The 20,670-nt window shown below is 64.8% G+C and carries 15 protein-coding genes; 11 read left to right on the forward strand and 4 right to left on the reverse strand.

Annotated features, from left to right (window positions below; all coding sequences use genetic code 11):
• Window positions 1-15: 15 nt before the first annotated feature.
• Entirely contained in the window at window positions 16-1,755 is a 1,740-nt protein-coding gene (locus tag CIT40_RS11230) for a methyl-accepting chemotaxis protein (RefSeq protein ID WP_094890592.1), read from the reverse strand.
• A 316-nt stretch (window positions 1,756-2,071) separates the two neighbouring features.
• On the opposite strand from CIT40_RS11230, the gene CIT40_RS11235 reads away from it, so the two are divergent.
• The 4 genes from CIT40_RS11235 to CIT40_RS11250 all read left to right on the forward strand — a co-directional run bounded on the left by CIT40_RS11235 (window position 2,072) and on the right by CIT40_RS11250 (window position 8,557).
• A complete protein-coding gene (locus CIT40_RS11235) occupies window positions 2,072-3,454 on the forward strand; it encodes an ethanolamine ammonia-lyase subunit EutB (protein ID WP_094890590.1) in 1,383 nt (460 codons plus the stop codon).
• A gap of 148 nt (window positions 3,455-3,602) precedes the next feature.
• A complete protein-coding gene (locus CIT40_RS11240) occupies window positions 3,603-5,189 on the forward strand; it encodes a B12-binding domain-containing radical SAM protein (RefSeq protein WP_162307443.1) in 1,587 nt (528 codons plus the stop codon).
• Window positions 5,190-5,195: 6 nt separating this feature from the next.
• Entirely contained in the window at window positions 5,196-5,981 is a 786-nt protein-coding gene (gene eutC / locus CIT40_RS11245; protein WP_094890587.1) for an ethanolamine ammonia-lyase subunit EutC, read from the forward strand.
• A gap of 209 nt (window positions 5,982-6,190) precedes the next feature.
• The gene (locus CIT40_RS11250) at window positions 6,191-8,557 is read left to right on the forward strand and encodes an efflux RND transporter permease subunit (RefSeq protein ID WP_094890586.1); all 2,367 of its coding nucleotides are present in this window, start codon (window positions 6,191-6,193) and stop codon (window positions 8,555-8,557) included.
• A gap of 92 nt (window positions 8,558-8,649) precedes the next feature.
• On the opposite strand, the gene CIT40_RS11255 is transcribed toward CIT40_RS11250, so the two are convergent.
• Window positions 8,650-9,147, reverse strand: coding sequence for a hypothetical protein (locus tag CIT40_RS11255; RefSeq protein WP_094890584.1), 498 nt, complete (start codon window positions 9,145-9,147; stop codon window positions 8,650-8,652).
• Window positions 9,148-9,607: 460 nt separating this feature from the next.
• Between CIT40_RS11255 and CIT40_RS11260 the strand changes: the two genes are divergently transcribed.
• From CIT40_RS11260 to CIT40_RS11290, 7 genes are all read left to right on the forward strand, one after another.
• Window positions 9,608-9,841 carry a hypothetical protein gene (locus tag CIT40_RS11260; RefSeq protein WP_109862220.1) on the forward strand — a complete coding sequence of 78 codons (234 nt, stop codon included), beginning with the start codon at window positions 9,608-9,610 and terminating at the stop codon, window positions 9,839-9,841.
• A gap of 190 nt (window positions 9,842-10,031) precedes the next feature.
• Window positions 10,032-10,916, forward strand: coding sequence for a squalene synthase HpnC (gene hpnC, locus CIT40_RS11265; protein WP_094890582.1), 885 nt, complete (start codon window positions 10,032-10,034; stop codon window positions 10,914-10,916).
• Window positions 10,906-11,745 (forward strand): presqualene diphosphate synthase HpnD, encoded by an 840-nt coding sequence (gene hpnD, locus CIT40_RS11270; RefSeq protein WP_094890580.1) that lies wholly within the window; start codon window positions 10,906-10,908, stop codon window positions 11,743-11,745. The genes hpnC and hpnD overlap by 11 nt, the downstream gene beginning before the upstream one ends.
• Complete coding sequence (gene hpnE / locus CIT40_RS11275) at window positions 11,745-13,001, forward strand: hydroxysqualene dehydroxylase HpnE (protein ID WP_094890578.1); 1,257 nt, start codon at window positions 11,745-11,747, stop codon at window positions 12,999-13,001. The genes hpnD and hpnE overlap by 1 nt, the downstream gene beginning before the upstream one ends.
• A 63-nt stretch (window positions 13,002-13,064) precedes the next feature.
• Entirely contained in the window at window positions 13,065-15,032 is a 1,968-nt protein-coding gene (gene shc / locus CIT40_RS11280; protein ID WP_094890577.1) for a squalene--hopene cyclase, read from the forward strand.
• Window positions 15,029-15,778, forward strand: a complete 750-nt coding sequence (locus CIT40_RS11285; RefSeq protein WP_162307444.1) for a phosphorylase — start codon at window positions 15,029-15,031, stop codon at window positions 15,776-15,778. The genes shc and CIT40_RS11285 overlap by 4 nt, the downstream gene beginning before the upstream one ends.
• 297 nt (window positions 15,779-16,075) lie before the next feature.
• Window positions 16,076-17,452: a tetratricopeptide repeat protein gene (locus CIT40_RS11290; RefSeq protein ID WP_094890574.1), complete on the forward strand. Its 1,377-nt coding sequence runs from the start codon at window positions 16,076-16,078 to the stop codon at window positions 17,450-17,452.
• Between the two features lie 908 nt (window positions 17,453-18,360).
• Here CIT40_RS11290 and hpnH read toward each other — a convergent pair.
• Both hpnH and ispH read right to left on the reverse strand, forming a co-directional pair.
• Window positions 18,361-19,521: an adenosyl-hopene transferase HpnH gene (gene hpnH / locus CIT40_RS11295; protein ID WP_094890572.1), complete on the reverse strand. Its 1,161-nt coding sequence runs from the start codon at window positions 19,519-19,521 to the stop codon at window positions 18,361-18,363.
• Window positions 19,522-19,557: 36 nt separating this feature from the next.
• Window positions 19,558-20,484, reverse strand: coding sequence for a 4-hydroxy-3-methylbut-2-enyl diphosphate reductase (ispH, locus tag CIT40_RS11300; RefSeq protein ID WP_094890570.1), 927 nt, complete (start codon window positions 20,482-20,484; stop codon window positions 19,558-19,560).
• Window positions 20,485-20,670 lie beyond the last annotated feature (186 nt).

The following is a 20,670-nucleotide window of genomic DNA, read 5'->3' on the forward strand; positions in this document are numbered from 1 at the left end:
CGCTGGGCGCGCCGATCACCTCGCCTTGGCGATGCGCCCGTCCGCCGATCCCGCGCGCAAGTTCTGGAAGAACTTCTCCACTTCCCGCGACAGCGTGTCTGCGGTCTCGGTCAGGCTCCCCGCCGCCGTCAGCACCGAAGATGCGGCGGTATCGGTCTCGCCGATGGCGTCGCGCAGCGAGGTGATGTTGGCGACCAGCGTCTCGTTGCCTTGCGCTGCGCTTTGCGCGTTGGACGAGATCTCGCGCGTGGCGGCGTCCTGCTGGCCGACGGCGCCGGCGATGGCCGTGGTGACCTCGTTGATCTCGCGCACCGCGCCGCCGATCTCGCGCACGGCGTCGACCGCGTTGCGGGTCGAGGACTGGATCATCGCGACGTTCTCGCTGATCTCGGCGGTCGCCTTGGCGGTCTGGCCCGCGAGCGCCTTCACCTCATGCGCGACCACGGCGAAGCCGCGGCCGGCTTCGCCGGCGCGGGCGGCCTCGATGGTGGCGTTGAGCGCCAGGAGATTGGTCTGCTCGGCGATCGCCTGGATCAGATTCAGCACGCCGTCGATGCGCTGCGTGGCCGCGGCAAGGCTCTCGATCTCGGAGATCGACTTCTCGGTGCGCAGGCCGGTCTGCTCGACCGCGCCGGCGCTCTGCCGCACCTGGCGGCCGATCTCCACCACCGAGGCCGACAGCTCCTCGGCCGCGCCAGCCACCGCCGTGACGTTGTGCGAGGCCTGCTCGGTGGCATTCGCCGCCGTGCCGGCGCGGCTGCTCGCATCGGCGGTGACGCGCGTGATGGTCTGCGCGGTCTCGCGCATGACGGAGGCGTTGTCGCTGAGGCCGCGCATGATCGCGCCGATCGCCCCGCGAAATTTCTCGACGGATTGCTCGATGTGGCGGGCGCGCTCCTCGCGTGCGGCGGAGCCCTGCGAGACCTCGGAGGCGAGGTTGCGGTTGCGGCTCATGGCCTCCTGGAACACCTGGATCGCGCGGGCGAGCGCGCCGATCTCGTCGGCGCGGTCGGAGTGCGGCACCACGACACTCTCGGCGCCGTCGGCGACCTGCTTGATGGTCGCGGTGATCGCGGCGAGCGGCCGGGCGACCGAGCGGGCGATGATGACGATGCCGATCACGACCAGGGCCAGCGCCACGCCGCCGAGGCAGGTCAGCACGAAGGACAGGGTGCGATTGGTCTCGGTCTCGTGCGCGATCTGCTTGGCGCGCCCGGCATAGACCTTGGACAGCGCCTCGAGGTCCTTGTTCAGCGCCGAGCGCACTGCGCGGTTGGCGTCGTTGTCGCCCCATTCGCGGCCCGCGGCCGCGTTGATCTCGACGCCGCGTCGCACCAGCTCCTTGCGGAAATCGACGAACTGCTCGATGCGCTTCTTGAAGGTGGCGAACTGCTCGGCATCGTCAGCCTTGACGATGGTCTCCCAGCGTTTCACGACATCAAGGATCTGGGCGTTGAACTTGAGCAGGCCGTCGCCGTATTTCTTCACCACGGCGGGCTCGGTCGACATGTAGACGCCGCGCGATTCCATCACGACCGCGTAGACCAGCGAGTTGACGCGCTCGACGTTCAGCGCGGCGGCGTTCGCCGTCTCGATCGCGCTGGTCAGGTCGGCGCCGCGGCGGCTGTTGTAGTCCGACAGCATCGCGATCGCGGCCGTGAGCAGCGCAAACAGCGCGAAGATCGCATAAAGCTTGGTGGCAAGCGTGAAACGGCCGGCCAGCTTGGCGGCATTCCCAGATCGGTTTGATGTCATGGTGTTCAGGGGCCCGGAATGGCCTGAAGCGGCCGGTGAGCGGGGTCGTTCGAATTTAATGCAAAACTATGCAGAACGAAGATGGACGCGGCGTTAACGCGGGAGCCGCGGGAAGAGACGCCGGTTTTCGGGAATGACCAACTATTTCAAACGGTTGCCGGTGTCTGATCGGTTTTCGGCAGATCGCCCCGTCAATTCGCGGGAGTGCCCCAAAGGTCGGCGTGCATGCGGATCACCAAGCGCGTATTCCTGAGGTCGGGATCGCCTTCAGATCGCTTTGGACTCGGCCACCGACCGACGCACCCCGGAGAGGCCCTTGGTCTACCGCCATACCATCGACGCCACGACCCACACCTTTCCGGACCTGCGCGATCTCCTTGCCAAGGCGACGCCGCCACGCTCCGGCGACCGGCTGGCCGGCATCGCCGCCGGCACCGCCGAGCAGATGATCGCGGCGCGGATGGCGCTCGCCGACGTTCCGCTCGGCCAGTTCCTGCAGGAGGCCGTGATCCCCTATGAGGCCGACGAGGTCACCCGCCTCGTCATCGACAGCCACGACGCCAAGGCCTTCGCGCCGGTGTCATCCCTGACGGTCGGGGGCTTCCGCGATTGGCTGCTCTCGGATGCCGCCACGCCGGAGGTTCTGCGCAAGCTGGCGGGCGGCATCACGCCGGAGATGGCGGCAGCAGTGTCAAAGCTGATGCGCAACCAGGATCTGATCCTGGCAGCGCGGAAATGCGAGGTCGTCACAGCCTTCCGCAACACCATCGGCCTGAAGGGGCGGATGAGCACGCGGCTGCAGCCCAACCATCCGTTCGACGATGCCAGGGGCATCACCGCCTCGATCCTCGATGGCATCCTGCTGGGGGCCGGCGATGCCTGCATCGGCATCAACCCGGCCAGTGACGATCCGGCCGTCATCGCGCAATTGCTGCGGCTGCTCGACGAGATCATCACGCGGCTGAAGATCCCGACGCAAGGCTGCGTGCTGACCCATGTCACCACCACGCTGTCGCTGATCGGGCAGGGCGTGCCGGTCGATCTGGTCTTCCAGTCGGTCGCCGGTACCGAGGCCGCCAACCGCAGTTTCGGCATCGACCTGGCGCTTCTGAAGGAGGCGCAGGAGGCCGGGCTGTCGCTGCGGCGCGGCACCGTCGGGCAGAACGTGATGTATTTCGAGACCGGCCAGGGCTCGGCGCTGTCGGCGGGCGCTCATCACGGCGTCGACCAGCAGACCTGCGAGGCACGTGCCTACGCAGTCGCCCGCGCCTTCGCCCCTCTGCTGGTCAACAGCGTGGTCGGCTTCATCGGCCCGGAATATCTCTATGACGGCAAGGAAATCATCCGCGCCGGGCTGGAGGACCATTTCTGCGGCAAATTGCTCGGCCTGCCGCTCGGAATCGACATCTGCTACACCAACCACGCCGAGGCGGACCAGGACGACATGGACAATCTGCTGACGCTGCTCGCTGCCGCTGGCGTCGCCTTTATCATGGGGGTCCCCGGCGCCGACGACGTCATGCTGAACTACCAGTCGACGTCCTTTCACGACGCGCTCTATGTCCGTGACGTCTTCGGTCTGCGCCGTGCGCCGGAATTCGAGGACTGGCTGGTGCGGTCGGGCATCACGGGCGCCGATCTCCGTCTTGCCGGTGATGCAGGCCTGCTTCCCGATTTTGCCTCGCGGCTGATCGCCTGAGGCGCCAAACCTCACACTTCCAGGAAACCATCGGCGCCTCCCGGAATTATCGTCACGCCACAATATTGAGAAATTTCGGCGACAGCATTACGCTATGTGTCTGGCTGGCAATTTCCGCAACCAGATCGAGTGTGGCGGGGGAGCTTTGATGCGAGCTGCAAGTAACGGAACGTCCCGGCGGATTCTCTGTGTGTTTCCGAGCTACACTTCGTCGTTTGGGACGTTCGAACATTCCTATCCCCTGACCGACGGTGTCCGTGCCTTCATGCCCCCGCAGGGGCTGTTGCTGCTCGCGGCCTATCTGCCTCGAGAGTGGCAGGTCAAATTCGTCGACGAGAACCTGCGTCGCGCGACGAAGGAGGAGTTCGAATGGGCAGAGGCCGTCTTCGTCAGCGGCATGCACATCCAGCGCCAGCAGATGAACGACATCTGCCGCCGCGCTCATGAATTCGATCTGCCGGTCGCGCTCGGCGGTCCGTCCGTCAGCGCCTGTCCCGACTATTATCCGTCGTTCGACTATCTCCATGTCGGCGAGCTCGGCGATGCCACCAACCAGCTGATCGAGATCCTGTCGCACGACACCTCGCGTCCCGAGGCCCAGGTGGTGCTGACCACCAGCGATCGCGTGCCGATGACGGAGTTTCCGATTCCGGCTTACGAACTTGCCGACGTGAAGAAGTATTTTCTGGGCAGCATCCAGTATTCCAGCGGCTGTCCTTATCAGTGCGAGTTCTGCGACATCCCCGGCCTCTATGGCCGCAACCCGCGCATCAAGTCGCCGGAGCAGATCATCGCCGAGCTCGACCGCCTGCGCGAATGCGGCATGACCGATACGGTCTATTTCGTCGACGACAATTTCATCGGCAACCGCAAGGCGGCGATGGATTTGTTGCCGCATCTGATCGAATGGCAGAAGCGGACCGGCTACGTGGTGCGGCTCGCCTGCGAGGCGACGCTCAACATCGCCAAGCGGCCCGAGATCCTCGAGAAGATGCGCGAAGCCTATTTCATCACCATCTTCTGCGGCATCGAGACGCCGGATCCCGACGCGCTGAAGGCGATGCAGAAGGACCACAACATGATGGTCCCGATCCTGGAGGGCGTGCGCACCATCAACTCCTACGGCATGGAGGTCGTGTCCGGCATCATCATGGGGCTCGACACCGACAAGGCGAATACGGCGGAGGCGCTGCTCGGCTTCGTCGAGGAGTCCCGGATTCCGCTGCTCACGATCAACCTGCTCCAGGCGCTGCCGAAGACGCCGCTATGGGACCGGCTGGAGCGCGAGGGACGTCTGATCCACGATGACGGCCGCGATTCCAACGTCGATTTTCTGTTGCCCTACGACGATGTCGTCGCGTCCTGGAAGCATGCGATGGCGGTCGCCTATGCGCCCGAGAAGGTCTATGCGCGCTACCAGCATCAATGCGACAGCGTCTATGTGCACCGCATGAAGATGCCGGTGCCGGACGAGATGAAGACCTGGCCCAACATCCGGCGTGGCCTCGTCATGCTGCGCAACATCTTCTGGAAGGTCGGCGTGCTCGGCGACTACAGACGCGTGTTCTGGAAGTTCGCGCTGGGGCGTATCAGGCGCGGCGATCTCGAGGGCCTGATCGGATGCACCCTGATCGCGCACCACCTCATCACCTTCGCGCGGCACGCTTCCAGCGGCAAGCAGAACGCCTCGAACTACTCGATCCGGCTGCGCGAGGCCGCCGTTCCGGCCGAATGACGCGACATGTCTGATCCGGCCCTGCCGCGGCGCCCGACCCTCGATCTGCGGGCGTTCACGCCCGCCCGCGTCGCGCTCGGGCGCAGCGGCGCGAGCGTGCCGACGAAGGCGCTACTCGATTTCACGCTCGATCATGCCCGCGCCCGCGATGCCGTGCATGCCGCCTTCGATGCGTCGCGTCTGGCCGCCGATCTCGGCGCGCTGGGCCTTGCCGTCACCGGAGTGAGGAGCCAAGCCGTCGACCGCAAGGACTATCTGCGGCGGCCGGATCTGGGACGGCGGCTCGACCCCAGCTCGGCCGAGATCTTGGCGCGCGTGGCCCCGGCGCCTTGCCGACTTGCGCTCGTGATCGGCGACGGCCTGTCCGCGGCGGCGGTCCATGCCCATGCGGCGGCCCTGGTGAGTCGCCTGCTGCCGCGGCTTGCGGAAGGAGACGACGTCGCGATCGACCATGCCGTCGTCGCCTCAGGCGCGCGCGTCGCGCTCGGCGACGAGATCGGCGCCCTTCTCGGCGCGCGCATGGCCCTGATGCTCATCGGCGAGCGGCCGGGCCTGTCCGCACCCGACAGCCTCGGCGCCTATCTGACCTTTGCGCCGAAGCCCGGCCGCAGCGACGCCGAACGCAATTGCGTGTCGAACATCCACCACGCCGGGTTGAGCTACGATGAGGCCGCGTTCAAGATCGCCTGGCTGGTGCGCGAGGGGCTGGCGCGGCAGGTCAGCGGCGTGGCGCTGAAGGACGAGAGCGCGGACCGCGCGCCGCGCCGAATTGGCGCGGCGTTGCCCGAATGACCGGCGCTGCCGGCCCAAATCGCCACTTCTTGATCGATTGGGCCGCACTTCGCCTGCTTGCGAAAAGACCGGTTCACCTGCTAAACCCCTCGCGGCGATTTCCCGCGCATTTTCAAAGGGCAAGCCTCGCATTGGTATGGCGTTTCAAGCCGTTCGCGGGGCGCGCAACAAGCTCTCAGACCGAGCCGATTTAGGAACTGGATTAAGGCATGCTCGAAAAGCACAGCGAGAATGAGGTTCATGTCGACAAGGTCGAGCAGGGACCTGCGTCCTCGATCGCCTTCGGGCTGGAGCGAGTCGGGCTGATCGCCGTCCGGGCGCCGATCGTCTCCTGCATCGTCCTGCTCGTCCTGATCGTCGGCGCCGTGTTCGGCATCCACCGCATCAAGATCGACGATTCGCTGTCGCAGTTGTTTCGCTCCGATACCCGCGAGTTCAAGCAGTACGAAGAGGTGACGAAGAAGTTCCCGGCCGAGGAATTCGACGTTCTCGTCGTGGTCGAGGGCAAGAATCTGCTGGCGCGGAACAACCTGGAGAAGTTGCGCGACTTCGTCACCGACATGCAATTGGTCGAAGGCACGCGGGGTCTGGTCTCGTTGTTCTCGGCACGCCAGGCGCCGGCGCCGGGCAAGCTGCCGGCGGCGCTGTTCCCGGCCGAGCTGCCGGAGGGCGCGGCCTATGACAAGTTCATCGAGACCGTCAAGAACAACGAGATCATCCGCGGCAAGCTGCTGTCCGAAGACGGTACGCTGGCGCTGATCGTGCTCTCGCTCGATCCGGAAGTCGTCGGCTCCAACAAGCTGACCAAGACCATCGCCGACATCCGCGCGTTGATGAAGGAAGACCTCGGCGATACCGGGCTCAACGTGCAGCTCTCCGGCGTGCCGGTGATGCAGTTGGAGATCCGCAACGCGGTCGAGCGCGACGGGCTGACCTACAACATCCTCGGCATTCTTGCCGGCTGCATCATCGCGATCATCTTCTTCCGCAAGGTCTCCTTCATGGTCGCGGCGGCGTTCCCGCCGATGATCGCGATCCTGCTGGCGCTTGGGGCGCTCGGCTGGGCGAATTTCAATCTCAACATGTTCCTGAACGTGATGACGCCGCTCATCATGGTGATCAGCTTCTCGGACTCGATGCAGCTCACCTTTGCCGCGCGCGACCGGCTTATCGCAGGCCAGGACAAGTTCACCGCCTTCAAGAACGCCGTGCTGGTGGTGGGCCCGGCCTGCGTGCTGACCCACGGCACCGCCGGCATTTCCTTCATCGCGCTGCAATTCTCCGACTCCGATTTGATCCGCAAGTTCGGCGAAGCGGGCCTTGCCGCCACCATCATCGCGCTGGTCGCGGTGCTGTCGCTGGTGCCGGTGTTCGGCGTGCTGCTGGTGCGAAACGAGAAGCTGTTCGCGGTCAAGTTCCAGAGCGCGGATGCCGGCGTCCAGGCGCTGCGCAATTTCTGCTACTGGATCGCGGTGCGCATGGTCGGCCGCCCCGGCCTGTTCAGCCTGATCGCGCTGCTGTTCGTCGGCAGTCTCGGCATCGTCTATGCCAATCTGGAGCCGCGCTATCGCCTCGCCGACCAGGTGCCGGACAAGCGCCAGGCCGTCGCCGCCAGCGACCGGCTCGATGCCAAGCTCACCGGCGCCAACCCGGTCAACGTGCTGATCCAGTTCCCCAAGGGTGAATCGCTCTATTCCCCGGAGACGCTGCAGACCATCGCGGACGTGCATTCGACCGTCGAGAAGGCGGCCGGTGTCGGCAATGTCTGGTCGCTCGAGACCCTGCGCCGTTGGCTTGCCGAAAAGGCCGGCAGCGCCGACGTCGCGACGCTGAAGGAATATGTCAGCGTCATTCCCGAGCATCTGGTGCGGCGCTTCATCGACGCCCAGCAGGATGCCGTACTGGTCGCCGGCCGCGTGCCGGACAAGGATTCCAGCCAGCTCCTGCCGATCGTCGACAAGCTCGATGCCGAGCTCGACACGGTCCGCAAGAAGCATCCCGGTTATGAGATCGCGGTGACAGGTCTCGCCGCCATCGCGGCGCGCAACTCGGCCAGCATGATCGAGAAGCTGAACCACGGCCTCACCATCGAATTCGCGCTCGTCGCGATCTTCATCGGATTGGCGTTCCGTTCATGGGTCGTGATGCTCGCCTGCATCCTGCCGGGCATCTTCCCCGTCGTGATGTCGGGAACGGTGCTGTGGGCGATGGGTGAGGGGCTGCAATTCGCCAGCGTCGTCGCGCTCACCGTCTCGTTCGGCCTCGGCTTGAGCGCCACCATCCACTTCCTCAACCGTCTCCGGCTGGAGAGCAAGCCGGGCGTCGGCTCGGCGCTGGCGGTGGAGCGCGCGACGGTGCTGGTCGGCCCGGCGCTGATCCTGACCACGGTGGTGCTGGCCTGCGGCCTCGTCGTCACCGTGTTCTCCGATCTGCCGTCGCTGCGGCTGTTCGGCTGGCTCGGCGCCTTCTCGATGATCATGGCGCTGGTCGCCGACCTCTTCATCCTGCGGCCGACGGCGATGTGGCTGATCAACCTGCACGCCAAGCTGCAGGGGACCGACAAGCCGGCGATCTGACGCGCGACGCAGCCGCTTGCAGGCTATTGAACAGCAAAAAGCCCCCGGCTCGCGAGAACCGGGGGCTTTGATCCGTTCGAAGCGGAAAGGCGTCAGCTCTTCGTCATGGTGATGTTGACGCCGCGGATCTCGCCCTTGGAAGAGATCTGCACCGTCTGCTTGGTGCCGTTGGTGCGCAGCGAGAGGTTGGCGGCGAAGCCGTTGGCCTCGACGAAGACGTCGATCTGGCCGCCGCCGGCGGTGCCCTGGAGATTGCCGAAGATGTTGCGGCTGGACTCGCTCCAATTTCCGGAGATGCGCTCGCCCTGGCTCGTCACGTCGCTGGTGAGGTCGAACTTGTAGCTGTCGGAGGCGCAGTGCAGCGCCTGCTTCAGATTGAGGCCGTGGCCTGCGACCTTGTAGTCGGCCTTGCAGCGAATGCGCTCGGTGGAGCCGTCGGACAGCGACACGGTGCCGGTGCCGGTCCACGCGCCGTCGAAACCGGCAAAGGGGCCGGACGACTGAGCGTGGCCTGCCGAAACCGAGAAGAGCAGCGCTGCCCCGATGCCGGCCGCCTTGATTGCCAGTCCAGATCGCCCAAAGAATTTCATCTCAATTATCCCGTTTTGGAACGACGCCCGCTTACGCGCGATAACGTCTCGCCACATCGAAAGTTTAGTGCTCCGAGCCAGTGTCAGGTTCAAAGCCCGGCCGCCAGAGATGGCGGTTCACGACGCCTCTCGCCAGACCTGGGGCGGCCGATCGGTCCTGTTTCGGCATGTTTCCGGCGGGACGAGCGGGGCGGACAGATGCAGCCCTGCAACAGGTATGCAATAAAACGCAGTGCCTCCGAATTATGACGTAGTATCAACCTGTTACATCTGCCAATGAAGGCGCAGGGAAGACCTGATTTGGTGGACGTGGCGCCAATTTGGCCGCATTTGCCAGTGCTTGTGCCTTCTCTGAGGCCGCACTTTCCGCGGCGACTTGCCATCAGAACAATCCGCTCCGGTCCTCCGCCCTGTGCAGTCCGGGTCCGGTGCGATTCTGCCGTCAGAATGAAGGAATACAATGCGTAAGCTTCTCGTCGCTCTCACCCTGCTGTCGGCTTCTCTTTCGACCCCGTCATTCGCCCAGGCAGGGCGCGGCACGGATTCCGAGCAGAAGGCCTGCACGCGCGACGTGCAGAAGTTCTGCCGTCCGGTCATCGACCAGGGCGATTTCACCATCCTGGCCTGCCTCAAGGAGAACCGGACCAAGATCTCGCAGGCTTGCGACCAGGTCCTGAAGAACCACAACCAGTAAGCTCGGCCATTGGCCCACAAAGGCGGCCCCGGGGCCGCCTTTCGGGCCCGATCCGCAAGGGGCAGCCATCGAGAGACAGGATTGGTTTTGCGGTCGTATTCCCCTATATGGGGGCCGCGGCGGATCGCCGGCATGAGCCCGCGCGAGCGAAGAAGCCCTTCCTGTCCAAACGATTGTAAACCAGCCCTCGATGACCTCTGCGAGCGAATTGCGATCCGGCAAGGGTGACCGCGACGAGAATTTTCCCGTCGCGTCCTGGATCATTCATCCGCGTCATCGCGCCCTGATCCTGGCGTATTACAATTTCGTCCGCACCGCCGACGACATTGCCGATCACGCGACCCTGCCGCCCGATCAGAAGCTTAGCTATCTCGACCTGCTCGAGGCGGAACTGCTGGGCAAGGGCGACACCCAGGCTGAGGCCGTGAACTTGCGACGTGCACTGGCCGAGCGCGGCATGGCGCCGCGCCACGCGCTCGACGTGCTGATCGCGTTCCGCATGGACGTGACCAAGCTGCGCTACGAGAACTGGGACGAGGTCATCCACTATTGCCGTTATTCGGCGATGCCGGTCGGCCGCTTCATGCTCGATGTCCACGGCGAGAGCACCTCGACCTGGGCTGCATCGGATGCGCTCTGCGCAGGCTTGCAGATCAACAATCACCTGCAGGATTGCGGCAAGGATTTCCGCGAGCTCAACCGCGTCTACCTGCCGCGCGATGCGCTGGCAGCACACGGCGCCTCGGTCGAGCAGCTCGGGCTGTCGCAGTCGCCGCCGGCGATGCTGGCCTGCCTGCAAGGGCTGGCCGTTCGCAACGAAGCGCTGCTCGGCGAGGGCAGGGTGCTCGCTGGCGAGATCCGGGATTTCCGTCTCGGCGTCGACGTCGCGGTGATCCAGGCCTATGCCGACCGCATCGTGCGCCTGTTGAAGGTGCGCGATCCCCTGCGCGAGCGGGTGCACCTGAACAAGTTCGAGCTGCTCGTGTTCAGCCTTGCCGGAATGCTGGGCGAAGCCGGCCGCCGCGCGATGGGACGCAAGGCCATTACCAGACCGGGGACTGCACATGACGCTTGAGGCGACCGCGCCCGGCGCCGATTATGGCTCGAGCGCATCCGGCAGTTCGTTCTACGCCGCGATGCGCATCCTGCCGCATGACCAGCGCGAAGCAATGTTCCAGATCTACAGCTTCTGCCGCCAGGTCGACGACATCGCCGATTCCGACGGCCCGCGCGCGGAGCGGCTCGCCGCGCTGCAGGACTGGCGCAACGACATCGACGCGCTCTACCAGGGCAATCCGCCGCCGCGCCTGAAGGACTACGTCGCCTCGGTGAAGACCTTCGGCCTCAAGCGCGAAGACTTCCTCGCCATCGTCGACGGCATGGAGATGGACGTGCCGCAGGACATCCGCGCGCCCGACATGGCGACGCTGGATCTGTATTGCGATCGCGTCGCCAGCGCCGTGGGACGGCTGTCGGTGCGGGTGTTCGGCCTGCCGGAAGCGGACGGCATCGAGCTCGCGCACCATCTTGGCCGCGCGCTCCAGCTCACCAACATCCTGCGCGACATCGACGAGGACGCCGGCCTCGGCCGGCTCTATCTGCCGCGCGAGGCGCTGCTGCATGCCGGCATCACCTCCGACGACCCGAACCGCGTGATCACCGAGCGCGCGCTGCCCAAGGTCTGCGTGCCGCTGGCGCAGCGCGCCAAGGCGTATTTCGAGAAGTCGGACGAGATCATGAACCGCAACAAGCGCCGTACGGTGCGCGCGCCGCGGATCATGTCGAAATACTATCATTCCATTCTGGATCTGCTGATCGCGCGCGGCTTCAACGCGCCGCGCCAGCCGGTGCGTGTGTCGAAGATCACGCGCATCCTGATCCTGCTCCGTTACGCTCTCATCTGATGCAAAACATAGCTCATATCATCGGTGCCGGAATTTCCGGCCTCTCCGCCGCCGTGCGGCTCGCCAATGCCGGCTTCAAGGTGGCCGTGCACGAGGCGACGCACCAGGCCGGCGGCCGCTGCCGCTCCTATTTCGACGGCGCCACCAATCTCACCATCGACAACGGCAATCATCTGCTGCTGTCGGGCAACAGCCATGCCCGCGCTTATGCGCGTGCGATCGGCACCGAGGCCGGCCTCGTCGGCCCCGAGAGCGCGCAGTTTCCCTTCGTCGACATCAAGACCGGGCAGCGCTGGCAGATCGATCTCGGCAGCGGCCGGCTGCCGACCTGGGTGCTCGACGAGAGCCGCCGCGTCCCCGACACCGGCCTCACCGATTATCTGAAGCTGGCGCCGCTGATCTGGGCGTCGGAAGACACATTGGTCGGGAAATCCATCCCTTGTGAAGGTGTGCTCTATCAGCGTCTGGTGCAGCCGCTGCTGCTGGCGGCGCTCAACGTCGATCCGCCCGAGGGCTCGGCTGGGCTTGCCGGCGCCATCGTGCGCGAGACGCTGCTTGCCGGCGGGCAGGCCTGCCGTCCCCTGATCGCGCGCGACGGTCTCAGCGCCGTGCTGATCGAGCCGGCCGTGAAGTTCTTGGGCGACCGTGGCCACACCGTTCAGCTCGGCCACGAGCTGCGGTCCTTCACCAGCACCGACGGCAAGGCCAGTGCGCTGAATTTCGGCGGCGAGGATGTGATCCAGCTGGGCGAGGGCGACGTCGTCGTGATGGCGGTGCCGCCGCGCGCTGCCGCGGGCCTGCTGCCGGGCGTGAAAACCCCGACCGAATTCCGTGCCATCCTGAACGCGCATTTCCGGATCACACCGCCGCCGGGCTCGGCGCCGATCCTCGGCGTGATCGGCAGCCTCGTGGAATGGCTGTTCGCGTTCCCGAACCGGCTGTCCGTCACCATCAGCAATGGCGACCGGCTGGTCGACATGCCGCGCGAGGAACTCGCGCAGGCGATCTGGAACGACGTCTGCAAGGCAGGCGGCGTGTCCGGAGAGCTGCCGCCGTGGCAGATCGTGCGCGAGCGCCGTGCCACATTTGCGGCGACGCCGGCCCAGAATGCCTTGCGTCCGGGGCCGGTCACCGCGCTGAAAAACCTGTTCCTTGCAGGGGATTGGACTGCTACGGGATTGCCTGCAACCATCGAGGGATCGGTCCGGTCGGGTGATCGCGCCGCCGATCTGGTTATCGCCGCCAAAAGATCCTGAAGGCGGCCCTGACGGGCAGACGTCCCGGCCAATTTCAATCGACTATCGGAGCAATCGAGCGAGATGGATTCCGTGAACGCGACCAGCCGCGAAGCCCCTCAGTCGGGCGTTTTGGAATCGAGCATTGCATCGGCGACGCAGGGCGTCATCGGATTCCAGCAGGCCGACGGCCATTGGGTGTTCGAGCTCGAGGCCGACTGCACGATTCCGGCCGAATACGTCCTGTTGCGCCACTATCTCGCCGAGCCCGTCGATGCCGTGCTCGAAGCCAAGATCGCCAATTATCTGCGCCGCATCCAGGGCGCCCATGGCGGCTGGCCGCTGGTGCATGACGGCGAGTTCGACATGAGCGCCAGCGTGAAGGCCTATTTCGCGCTGAAGATGATCGGCGATCCCGTCGATGCCCCGCACATGGTGCGTGCGCGCGAGGCCATTCACGCGCGCGGCGGCGCCATCAACAGCAACGTCTTCACCCGCTTCCTGCTCGCGATGTACGGCGTGGTGACCTGGCGCGCGGTGCCGGTGCTGCCGATCGAGATCGTGCTGCTGCCGTTCTGGTCGCCGTTCCACCTCAACAAGATCTCCTACTGGGCGCGCACCACGATGGTGCCGTTGATGGTGCTCGCCGCGCTGAAGCCGCGCGCGAAGAACCCGAAGGGCGTCGGGATCGACGAGCTGTTCCTGCAGGATCCGCGCGGCATCGGCACGACGGCGCGGGCGCCGCACCAGAGCAGGGCCTGGTTCGCCCTGTTCAGCACACTCGACGCGATCCTGCGTGTGGTCGAGCCGCTGTTCCCGAAGAGCCTTCGCCAGCGCGCGATCGACGCGGCGCTCGCCTTCACCGAGGAGCGGCTCAACGGCGAAGACGGCATGGGCGCGATCTACCCGCCCATGGCCAACATCGTCATGATGTACGACGCGCTCGGCAAGGACGAGAATTATCCGCCGCGCGCCACGACGCGGCGGGGCATCGACAAGCTGCTTGTGATCAAGGACGACGAGGCCTATTGCCAGCCCTGCGTCTCGCCGGTGTGGGACACGACGCTGACGGCGCATGCGCTGCTGGAAGCCGGCGGCGACAAGGCGGTTCCTGCGGCGAGGCAAGGCCTCGACTGGCTGATCCCGAAGCAGGAGCTCGAAGTCAAGGGCGACTGGGCGGTGAAGCGGCCCGACGTGCGTCCGGGCGGCTGGGCCTTCCAGTACAACAACGCGCATTATCCCGATCTCGACGACACCGCCGTGGTGGTGATGTCGATGGACCGCATGCGCCGCGAGCACGGCGTCGCCGGCTACGACGCCGCGATCGCCCGGGGCCGGGAGTGGATCGAGGGCATGCAGAGCGACGACGGCGGCTGGGCCGCCTTCGACGTCAACAATCTCGAATATTACCTCAACAACATCCCGTTCTCGGACCATGGCGCGCTGCTCGATCCGCCGACCGAGGACGTCACGGCCCGCTGCATCTCGATGCTGGCCCAGCTCGGCGAGACCGAGAAGACCAGCAAGCACGTGGCCGACGGGGTCGCCTATCTCAGGAAGACCCAGCACCCCGAGGGCTCCTGGTACGGCCGCTGGGGCATGAACTTCATCTATGGAACCTGGTCGGTGCTCTGCGCCCTCAACATGGCCGGCGTCCGCCACGACGACCCCATGATGCGAAAGGCTGCCGGCTGGCTGGCCTCGATCCAGAACCAGGACGGCGGCTGGGGCGAGGATGCTGTCAGCTACCGGCTGGACTACCGGGGCTGGGAGGCTGCCCCCTCGACCGCCTCGCAAACGGCATGGGCCTTGCTTGCCCTCATGGCGGCAGGCGAGGTTGATCACCCGGCCGTCGCCCGCGGGGTGAAGTACCTGATTGCAACACAAAACAAAAAAGGACTGTGGGACGAGCAGCGGTACACCGCCACAGGCTTCCCCCGCGTGTTCTATTTGCGGTATCATGGTTACCCGAAGTTCTTTCCGTTGTGGGCACTGGCGCGGTATCGGAACTTGCGGAACACCAACAGCAGGGTGGTAGGGGTCGGAATGTGACTTTGGGGACGGGGGACTATCTCAACGCGGGCAATGCCATTGATCCGCGGCCTATACTGATCGTGACTGGATTGGTGCAGGAGGCCCGCATCGCGGCCGGGCCGGGAATGGCCGTCATTTGTTCATCGAGCAGCCCGACCCAGTTGCGGGCGCTGTTGACCGTGGTGGATCCCCAGACGATTCGCGGCGTGATCTCCTTCGGCGTGGCCGGCGGGCTCGACCCGAGCCTGCGCTCCGGCGACGTCGTGCTGGCGACCGAGGTGCTGTCCGGCGACACCCGCTGGGCTGCCGGCCTCTCGCTCGGCAACGATCTGATCGACCGCCTGACCTCCGGCCGCCGCCGCGTGGTGCGCGGCAGCCTCGCCGGTGCCGAGGAAGTGGTCACCAAGCGCGCCTGCAAGGCGGCGCTGCATTCGGAGACCGGCGCTTCCGCCGTCGACATGGAAAGCCACATCGCGGCCGCCTACGCCGCCGAGGCCGGCTTGCCGTTCGCCGCGGTCCGCGTCATCAGCGACCCCGCCCACCGCGCGCTGCCGGCGCTCGCCCGCGCCGCCATCAAGCCGAACGGCCAGATCGACCTCGCCGCCGTCCTGCGTGGCATCGTGCGCAATCCCGCCGCGCTGCACGGGCTGGTCTCGACCGGCATCGACTTCAACCGCGCGCTGCGGTCCTTGCGCGGCTGCCGGGATTATCTGATCGGCACGGAGCTGATCGAGAGCGAAGTGCTGGTGTCGAAGGCGGCTTGAGCCGGTTCGTCGAACTGGACAAATGCGAAAGGCCTGGTCGCCATTGGCGTCCGGGCCTTTTCTTTGATGCGTGGCCGATGGAGTGAAGCCGCGAAACGGCATAGACATCGACGCAACCGCTCACTCACGACGAATGATTTCCAACGGCCGTAACGCTTCCCGCATGGCCATCGTAGAGATCTCTGGGAATGCTTGTCTCGCGTATGTGGACTGCACCCGAGCAACGTTCTCGCTTGCAGCGAGACCGGCCGGGTTCAGTCGGCTTCCTGGTCGGTTGAGACTGCATGCGGAGTTGGGATGAGCAAACAGACCGTTGGAGAGCCTCAGGATTCGGCGCGGCATTCGCTCGAACGGGGAATGCAATTCCATGGCGCCGGCAATTGGGAGCGCGCCGAGCAGCACTATCTGGAGGTGTTGCTAGACGATTATCGCAGCACCGATGTTCTCCCGCTTCTTGCAATCGTCGTTGCGAATCGCGGGCACATAGACCGCGCCATCTATTACTGGGACACGCTGCTTTCGATGGAGCCGCATCACCTCAATGCCTTGGCTGCGAAGGGTGGGCTGCTCTACAGGACCGGGCGTTTGACCGAGGCGCTGAGCTGTTTTGAAATCGTGGCCGGCCTCGCTCCCGACGATGCGCTCATCCGCAACAATCTCGCCGTCGCACTGGCCGATAGCGGGCGAAAGGATGAAGCGATCATCGAGTTCGGCCGAGTGCTACAGCTCCAGCCTGACAATGTGAACGCCTACCACCAGCTGCGCCGGTTGTCGTCCGCTGTCGTTCCCTTCTGGCACATCCCCATGATGAACGACACGCGGCGCAACGACTGTTTCGAACGGGCGATACGTCGGGCGCTGGCGATCCGCGGCTCGAGCGCGCAAGTCCTCGACATCGGCACGGGCAGCGGTCTGCTGTCGATGATGGCGGCGCGCGAAGGCGCCACCAACATCGTCACCTGCGAGACGGTTCCGACCATAGCGCGCGTTGCGCAGGAGATCGTCGCTGACAACGGATATGGCGAGCAGATCAAGGTTATCGGCAGATCCTCGGCGACTCTTTCCGTCGGCGAGGATATTCCGACCAAGGCCGACATCCTGATCTCCGAGATCCTGTCTAGCGATCTCCTGGCCGAGGATGTGTTGAGCACGTTTGAAGATGCGCGGCGCCGGCTGATTGCGGAAGATGCGATCGTCATTCCAAAAGCTGCAACGGCCATCGGCTGCCTTGTGGCAAGCGAAACGCTCGCCGCCTACGGCCATGTCAAAATGGCGTCCGGTTTCGACCTCTCGCGGTTCAACAGCCTCGCGCCGCTGCGTCTTCCCATCCATGGAACGATGACGGAATGGACGAGGCTTTCGAACGATTTCGAGATCGCATCACTGGATTTGACGGCTGCTGCACATGATCCCGAACTGCGGGCCGTCTCGATCCCCGTGATCGCTTCCGGAACCGCCGTCGGCGTTGTTCAATGGATGCATGTCGACCTTATCGACGATGTGGTCTTTATCAATCATCCGGACGGCTACTATGATGGCGGTTGGCTCCAGGTGCTCCATGTCCTGCCGAGTCCGATGCCTGTAGAGGCGGGGGCGGTTGTTCATCTTCTTCTCGGCCATGACAGGTCCACCCTTATCGTGCTGCCGGCAGGCCCACATCCCCCGATCACATGACGACAGATAGAATCATGTCTGCAGCCGGCGCGACGTAAGGCGTCGGGCAAAACAGGCGAAACACCCGTCAATCCCCGTCCGCAAAAATATTCTACTTTCCAGAATTTCGGATTTATGGCATAGAACACTTATCCCGGTCCTGCCAGAGGGGCGCTTCGCGATCGTCACGAGATGCGGGTCGGGGTGCGGTGGACGCGGCAGCGCCGGCGCGCGAGGCGATGACAGGGCGGGCGACCGTGAGTCATGCGCGGCGCGTACGACACGGCGCAGTTACAGCGGTTGGGTCAGTCGTCGGAGGTGAGCACACGCAAGCCCCCGGCGATCAGGTCGAGCCGTCCGCGGACGGAGAAGTCGTGTGGTCCCGACGCCCGCGGTTCTGGCGTCAAACCTCGCGGTGATGTGGCGGCCGACCGGCACGCGCATCGAACAGCTGTGAGGCGACGGGGGCAATAGTGCAACGCTCCCCGAGGAGAGCGCGAAGGACACCGTTAAAACCATCCGCGCAGGGAAGGCCGGGCGACCGGTAACACCTGTGATCCACCCCGTGTGCATTTCTGTTTGCGCACGGATTGCGGGTGCCGCCGGCGCCCGGCCTTCCCTGCGCCCTTTGGTCTTCCATGGCGCGAAACGAACAGCAAAGCTCGGGCGAGAGAAGTCGCGAGAATGCCTAAGTGTGTCTGCGAGGAAGTCCGTTGATGGAGAGCAGGCCGGCACCACGTACGCCGTCATTGCGAGCGCAGCGAAGCAATCCAGAATCTTTCCGCGGAGGCAGTCTGGATTGCTTCGCTGCGCTCGCAATGACGCTGAGGGGACGGCGTGTCTCTAAGCCCGACGAGACTTGCTCGAAAGAAAAAAGCCCGGTCGCGATCGCGGCCGGGCCTTTGTCGTGAAAGTTGATTGCGTCCGCTTTACGCCGCCGTCGAAGCCTTCCGTGCGGCCTTTGCCTGCGCGGCTTCGGCCTCGTCCTTGCGGATCTCCGACAGACGCTTCTGCACTTCCGACGAGAAGATGTACTGCGCCGGACGCTGCTTGCTCATGTCGATCTCGGGCGCCATCGGGCCGGTGGTCCTGATGCCGCGCAGCGACACCCACATCGCCTTCAGCGGGTTGTTGAGAGCGGCGGTCGCCGCCGTCGGCTCGTAGCCGCAATGGGCCATGCAGTCGGCGCACTTCTCGTACTTGCCGGTGCCGTAGGTTTCCCAGTCGGTGGTGTCCATCAGCTCCTTGAAGGTCTTGGCGTAACCTTCACCGAGCAGATAGCAGGGCTTCTGCCAGCCGAAGATGTTGCGCGCGGGCATGCCCCACGGCGTGCACTCGTATTCCTGGTTGCCGGCGAGGAAGTCCAGGAACAGGCCGGAATGCATGAAATTCCACTTCTTGCCCTTGCCCATGGCAAAGACGTCGCGGAACAGCTTCTTGGTCTTGGTGCGGTTGAGGAAGTGCTCCTGGTCCGGCGCGCGCTCATAGGCGTAGCCCGGCGACATCGAGACGCCGACGCCGAGCTCGACGGTGAGGTCGAGGAACTTCGCGATCTCCTCGGCCGGATGGCCGTCGAAGATGGTGGCGTTGACGTTGACGGTGAAGCCGCGCGCCTTGGCCGCCTTGATCGCGGAGACGGCGCGGTCGAACACGCCCTGCTGCGACACGGCCTTGTCGTGATGCTCCTTCAGGCCGTCGAGATGTACGGAGAAGAACAAATACGGCGAGGGCTCAAACAGGTCGAGCTTCTTCTCGAGCAGCAGCGCGTTGGTGCAGAGCGAGACGAATTTCTTGCGCGCGACCAGGCCGCGCACGATCTCGCCGATCTCCTTGTGGATCAGCGGCTCGCCGCCGGGGATCGCGACCATCGGCGCGCCGCACTCGTCGGCCGCGTCCCAGCACTCCTGTGCGGTCATGCGGCGGTTGAGGATCGCATCGGGATAGTCGATCTTGCCGCAGCCGACGCAGGCGAGGTTGCAGCGGAACAGCGGCTCCAGCATCAGCACGAGTGGGTAGCGTTTGCGGCCAAGCATCTTCTGCTTGAGCAGATAGGCGCCGATACGCATTTCCTTGAAGAAGGGGATAGCCATTACAACGTTTCTTTCTGGGCTTGGAATTCGGGTAGGTCAGCTCGCAGCCAATTGGGCCGGAAGCCGGAATTCGATGTTTTCCTCGCGGCCCGGCAATACCTGGACCTTGACCGGTCCGATCCGCCGCATCGCTTCAATCACGTCATCCACGAGTACCTCAGGCGCCGAAGCGCCGGCCGTGATGCCGACGCTTCCCGCATTCTTCAACCACTCCGGATTGAGCTCGCTGCCGTCGGCAATCAAATAACTCGCGACGCCGGCCTCGGTGCCGATTTCGCGAAGCCGGTTCGAATTCGAGCTATTGGCAGCGCCCACCACCAAGATCACGTCGACCAGCTTGCTCAAGTCCCTTACCGCAGATTGGCGGTTCTGTGTCGCATAGCAGATATCCCGGATATCGGGGCCTTGAATATCTGTAAAGCGGGACTGAAGGGCCGAAATGATATCTTTGGTGTCGTCGACCGACAGGGTGGTCTGGGTGATGTAGGCCACTGGCGCATCTGCCGGCAAATCCAGGGTCTTAACCTCTTCGACGCTTTGAACGAGCAGCACGGGGGCGGGAACCTGGCCCATCGTGCCCTCGACCTCGGGGTGGCCGGCATGGCCGATCAGGATCAGCGTGCGGCCTCTGGTGATGTAGCGCTTCCCCTGATTGTGAACTTTCGTGACCAGCGGACAGGTGGCATTGAGCACGGGAAGGTCGCGCGCAGCGGCCTCTTCCTCGACACTGCGGGCGACGCCATGGGCGCTGAAGACGGTCACCGCCTTCGGCGGCACCTCGGACAGTTCCTCGACGAAGATCGCCCCTTTGTCCTTCAAGCTCTCGACGACGTATTTGTTGTGCACGATCTCGTGGCGCACGTAGACGGGCGGGCCATACTTCTCCAGCGCCCGTTCCACGATCTCGATCGCACGCACCACGCCCGCGCAGAAGCCGCGCGGTTGCGCCAGATAAACTTCCATAGGACGCCCATCACGCAAGTTGCACCCATCCGCTTCGCAAGTCCCCGGCGGCACCCGGCGCTGACCAAAGCGTTGCAATATCCGCACCATTGGTCCGCGCACGCGGTAGCCAACCACCCGCGCCGGGGCCGACGCATGGAGGCGCAATACTTTGTGTCAAAAAATCGGCAGCGGGGAAAGGTCGTA

Origin of the sequence: Bradyrhizobium amphicarpaeae (assembly GCF_002266435.3) — a bacterium.
GTDB classification, from domain to species: domain Bacteria; phylum Pseudomonadota; class Alphaproteobacteria; order Rhizobiales; family Xanthobacteraceae; genus Bradyrhizobium; species Bradyrhizobium amphicarpaeae.

What these genes read in the sequence shown, in the direction of transcription:
- hpnC (WP_094890582.1), top strand. Translation starts at nt 10,032, where the DNA reads ATGACCTCTGCGAGCGAATTGCGATCCGGCAAGGGTGACCGCGACGAG.
- CIT40_RS11250 (WP_094890586.1), top strand. Translation starts at nt 6,191, where the DNA reads ATGCTCGAAAAGCACAGCGAGAATGAGGTTCATGTCGACAAGGTCGAG.
- hpnE (WP_094890578.1), top strand. Translation starts at nt 11,745, where the DNA reads ATGCAAAACATAGCTCATATCATCGGTGCCGGAATTTCCGGCCTCTCC.
- hpnD (WP_094890580.1), top strand. Translation starts at nt 10,906, where the DNA reads ATGACGCTTGAGGCGACCGCGCCCGGCGCCGATTATGGCTCGAGCGCA.
- ispH (WP_094890570.1), bottom strand. Translation starts at nt 20,484, where the DNA reads ATGGAAGTTTATCTGGCGCAACCGCGCGGCTTCTGCGCGGGCGTGGTG.
- shc (WP_094890577.1), top strand. Translation starts at nt 13,065, where the DNA reads ATGGATTCCGTGAACGCGACCAGCCGCGAAGCCCCTCAGTCGGGCGTT.
- CIT40_RS11240 (WP_162307443.1), top strand. Translation starts at nt 3,603, where the DNA reads ATGCGAGCTGCAAGTAACGGAACGTCCCGGCGGATTCTCTGTGTGTTT.
- CIT40_RS11255 (WP_094890584.1), bottom strand. Translation starts at nt 9,147, where the DNA reads ATGAAATTCTTTGGGCGATCTGGACTGGCAATCAAGGCGGCCGGCATC.
- CIT40_RS11230 (WP_094890592.1), bottom strand. Translation starts at nt 1,755, where the DNA reads ATGACATCAAACCGATCTGGGAATGCCGCCAAGCTGGCCGGCCGTTTC.
- CIT40_RS11290 (WP_094890574.1), top strand. Translation starts at nt 16,076, where the DNA reads ATGAGCAAACAGACCGTTGGAGAGCCTCAGGATTCGGCGCGGCATTCG.
- CIT40_RS11260 (WP_109862220.1), top strand. Translation starts at nt 9,608, where the DNA reads ATGCGTAAGCTTCTCGTCGCTCTCACCCTGCTGTCGGCTTCTCTTTCG.
- eutC (WP_094890587.1), top strand. Translation starts at nt 5,196, where the DNA reads ATGTCTGATCCGGCCCTGCCGCGGCGCCCGACCCTCGATCTGCGGGCG.
- hpnH (WP_094890572.1), bottom strand. Translation starts at nt 19,521, where the DNA reads ATGGCTATCCCCTTCTTCAAGGAAATGCGTATCGGCGCCTATCTGCTC.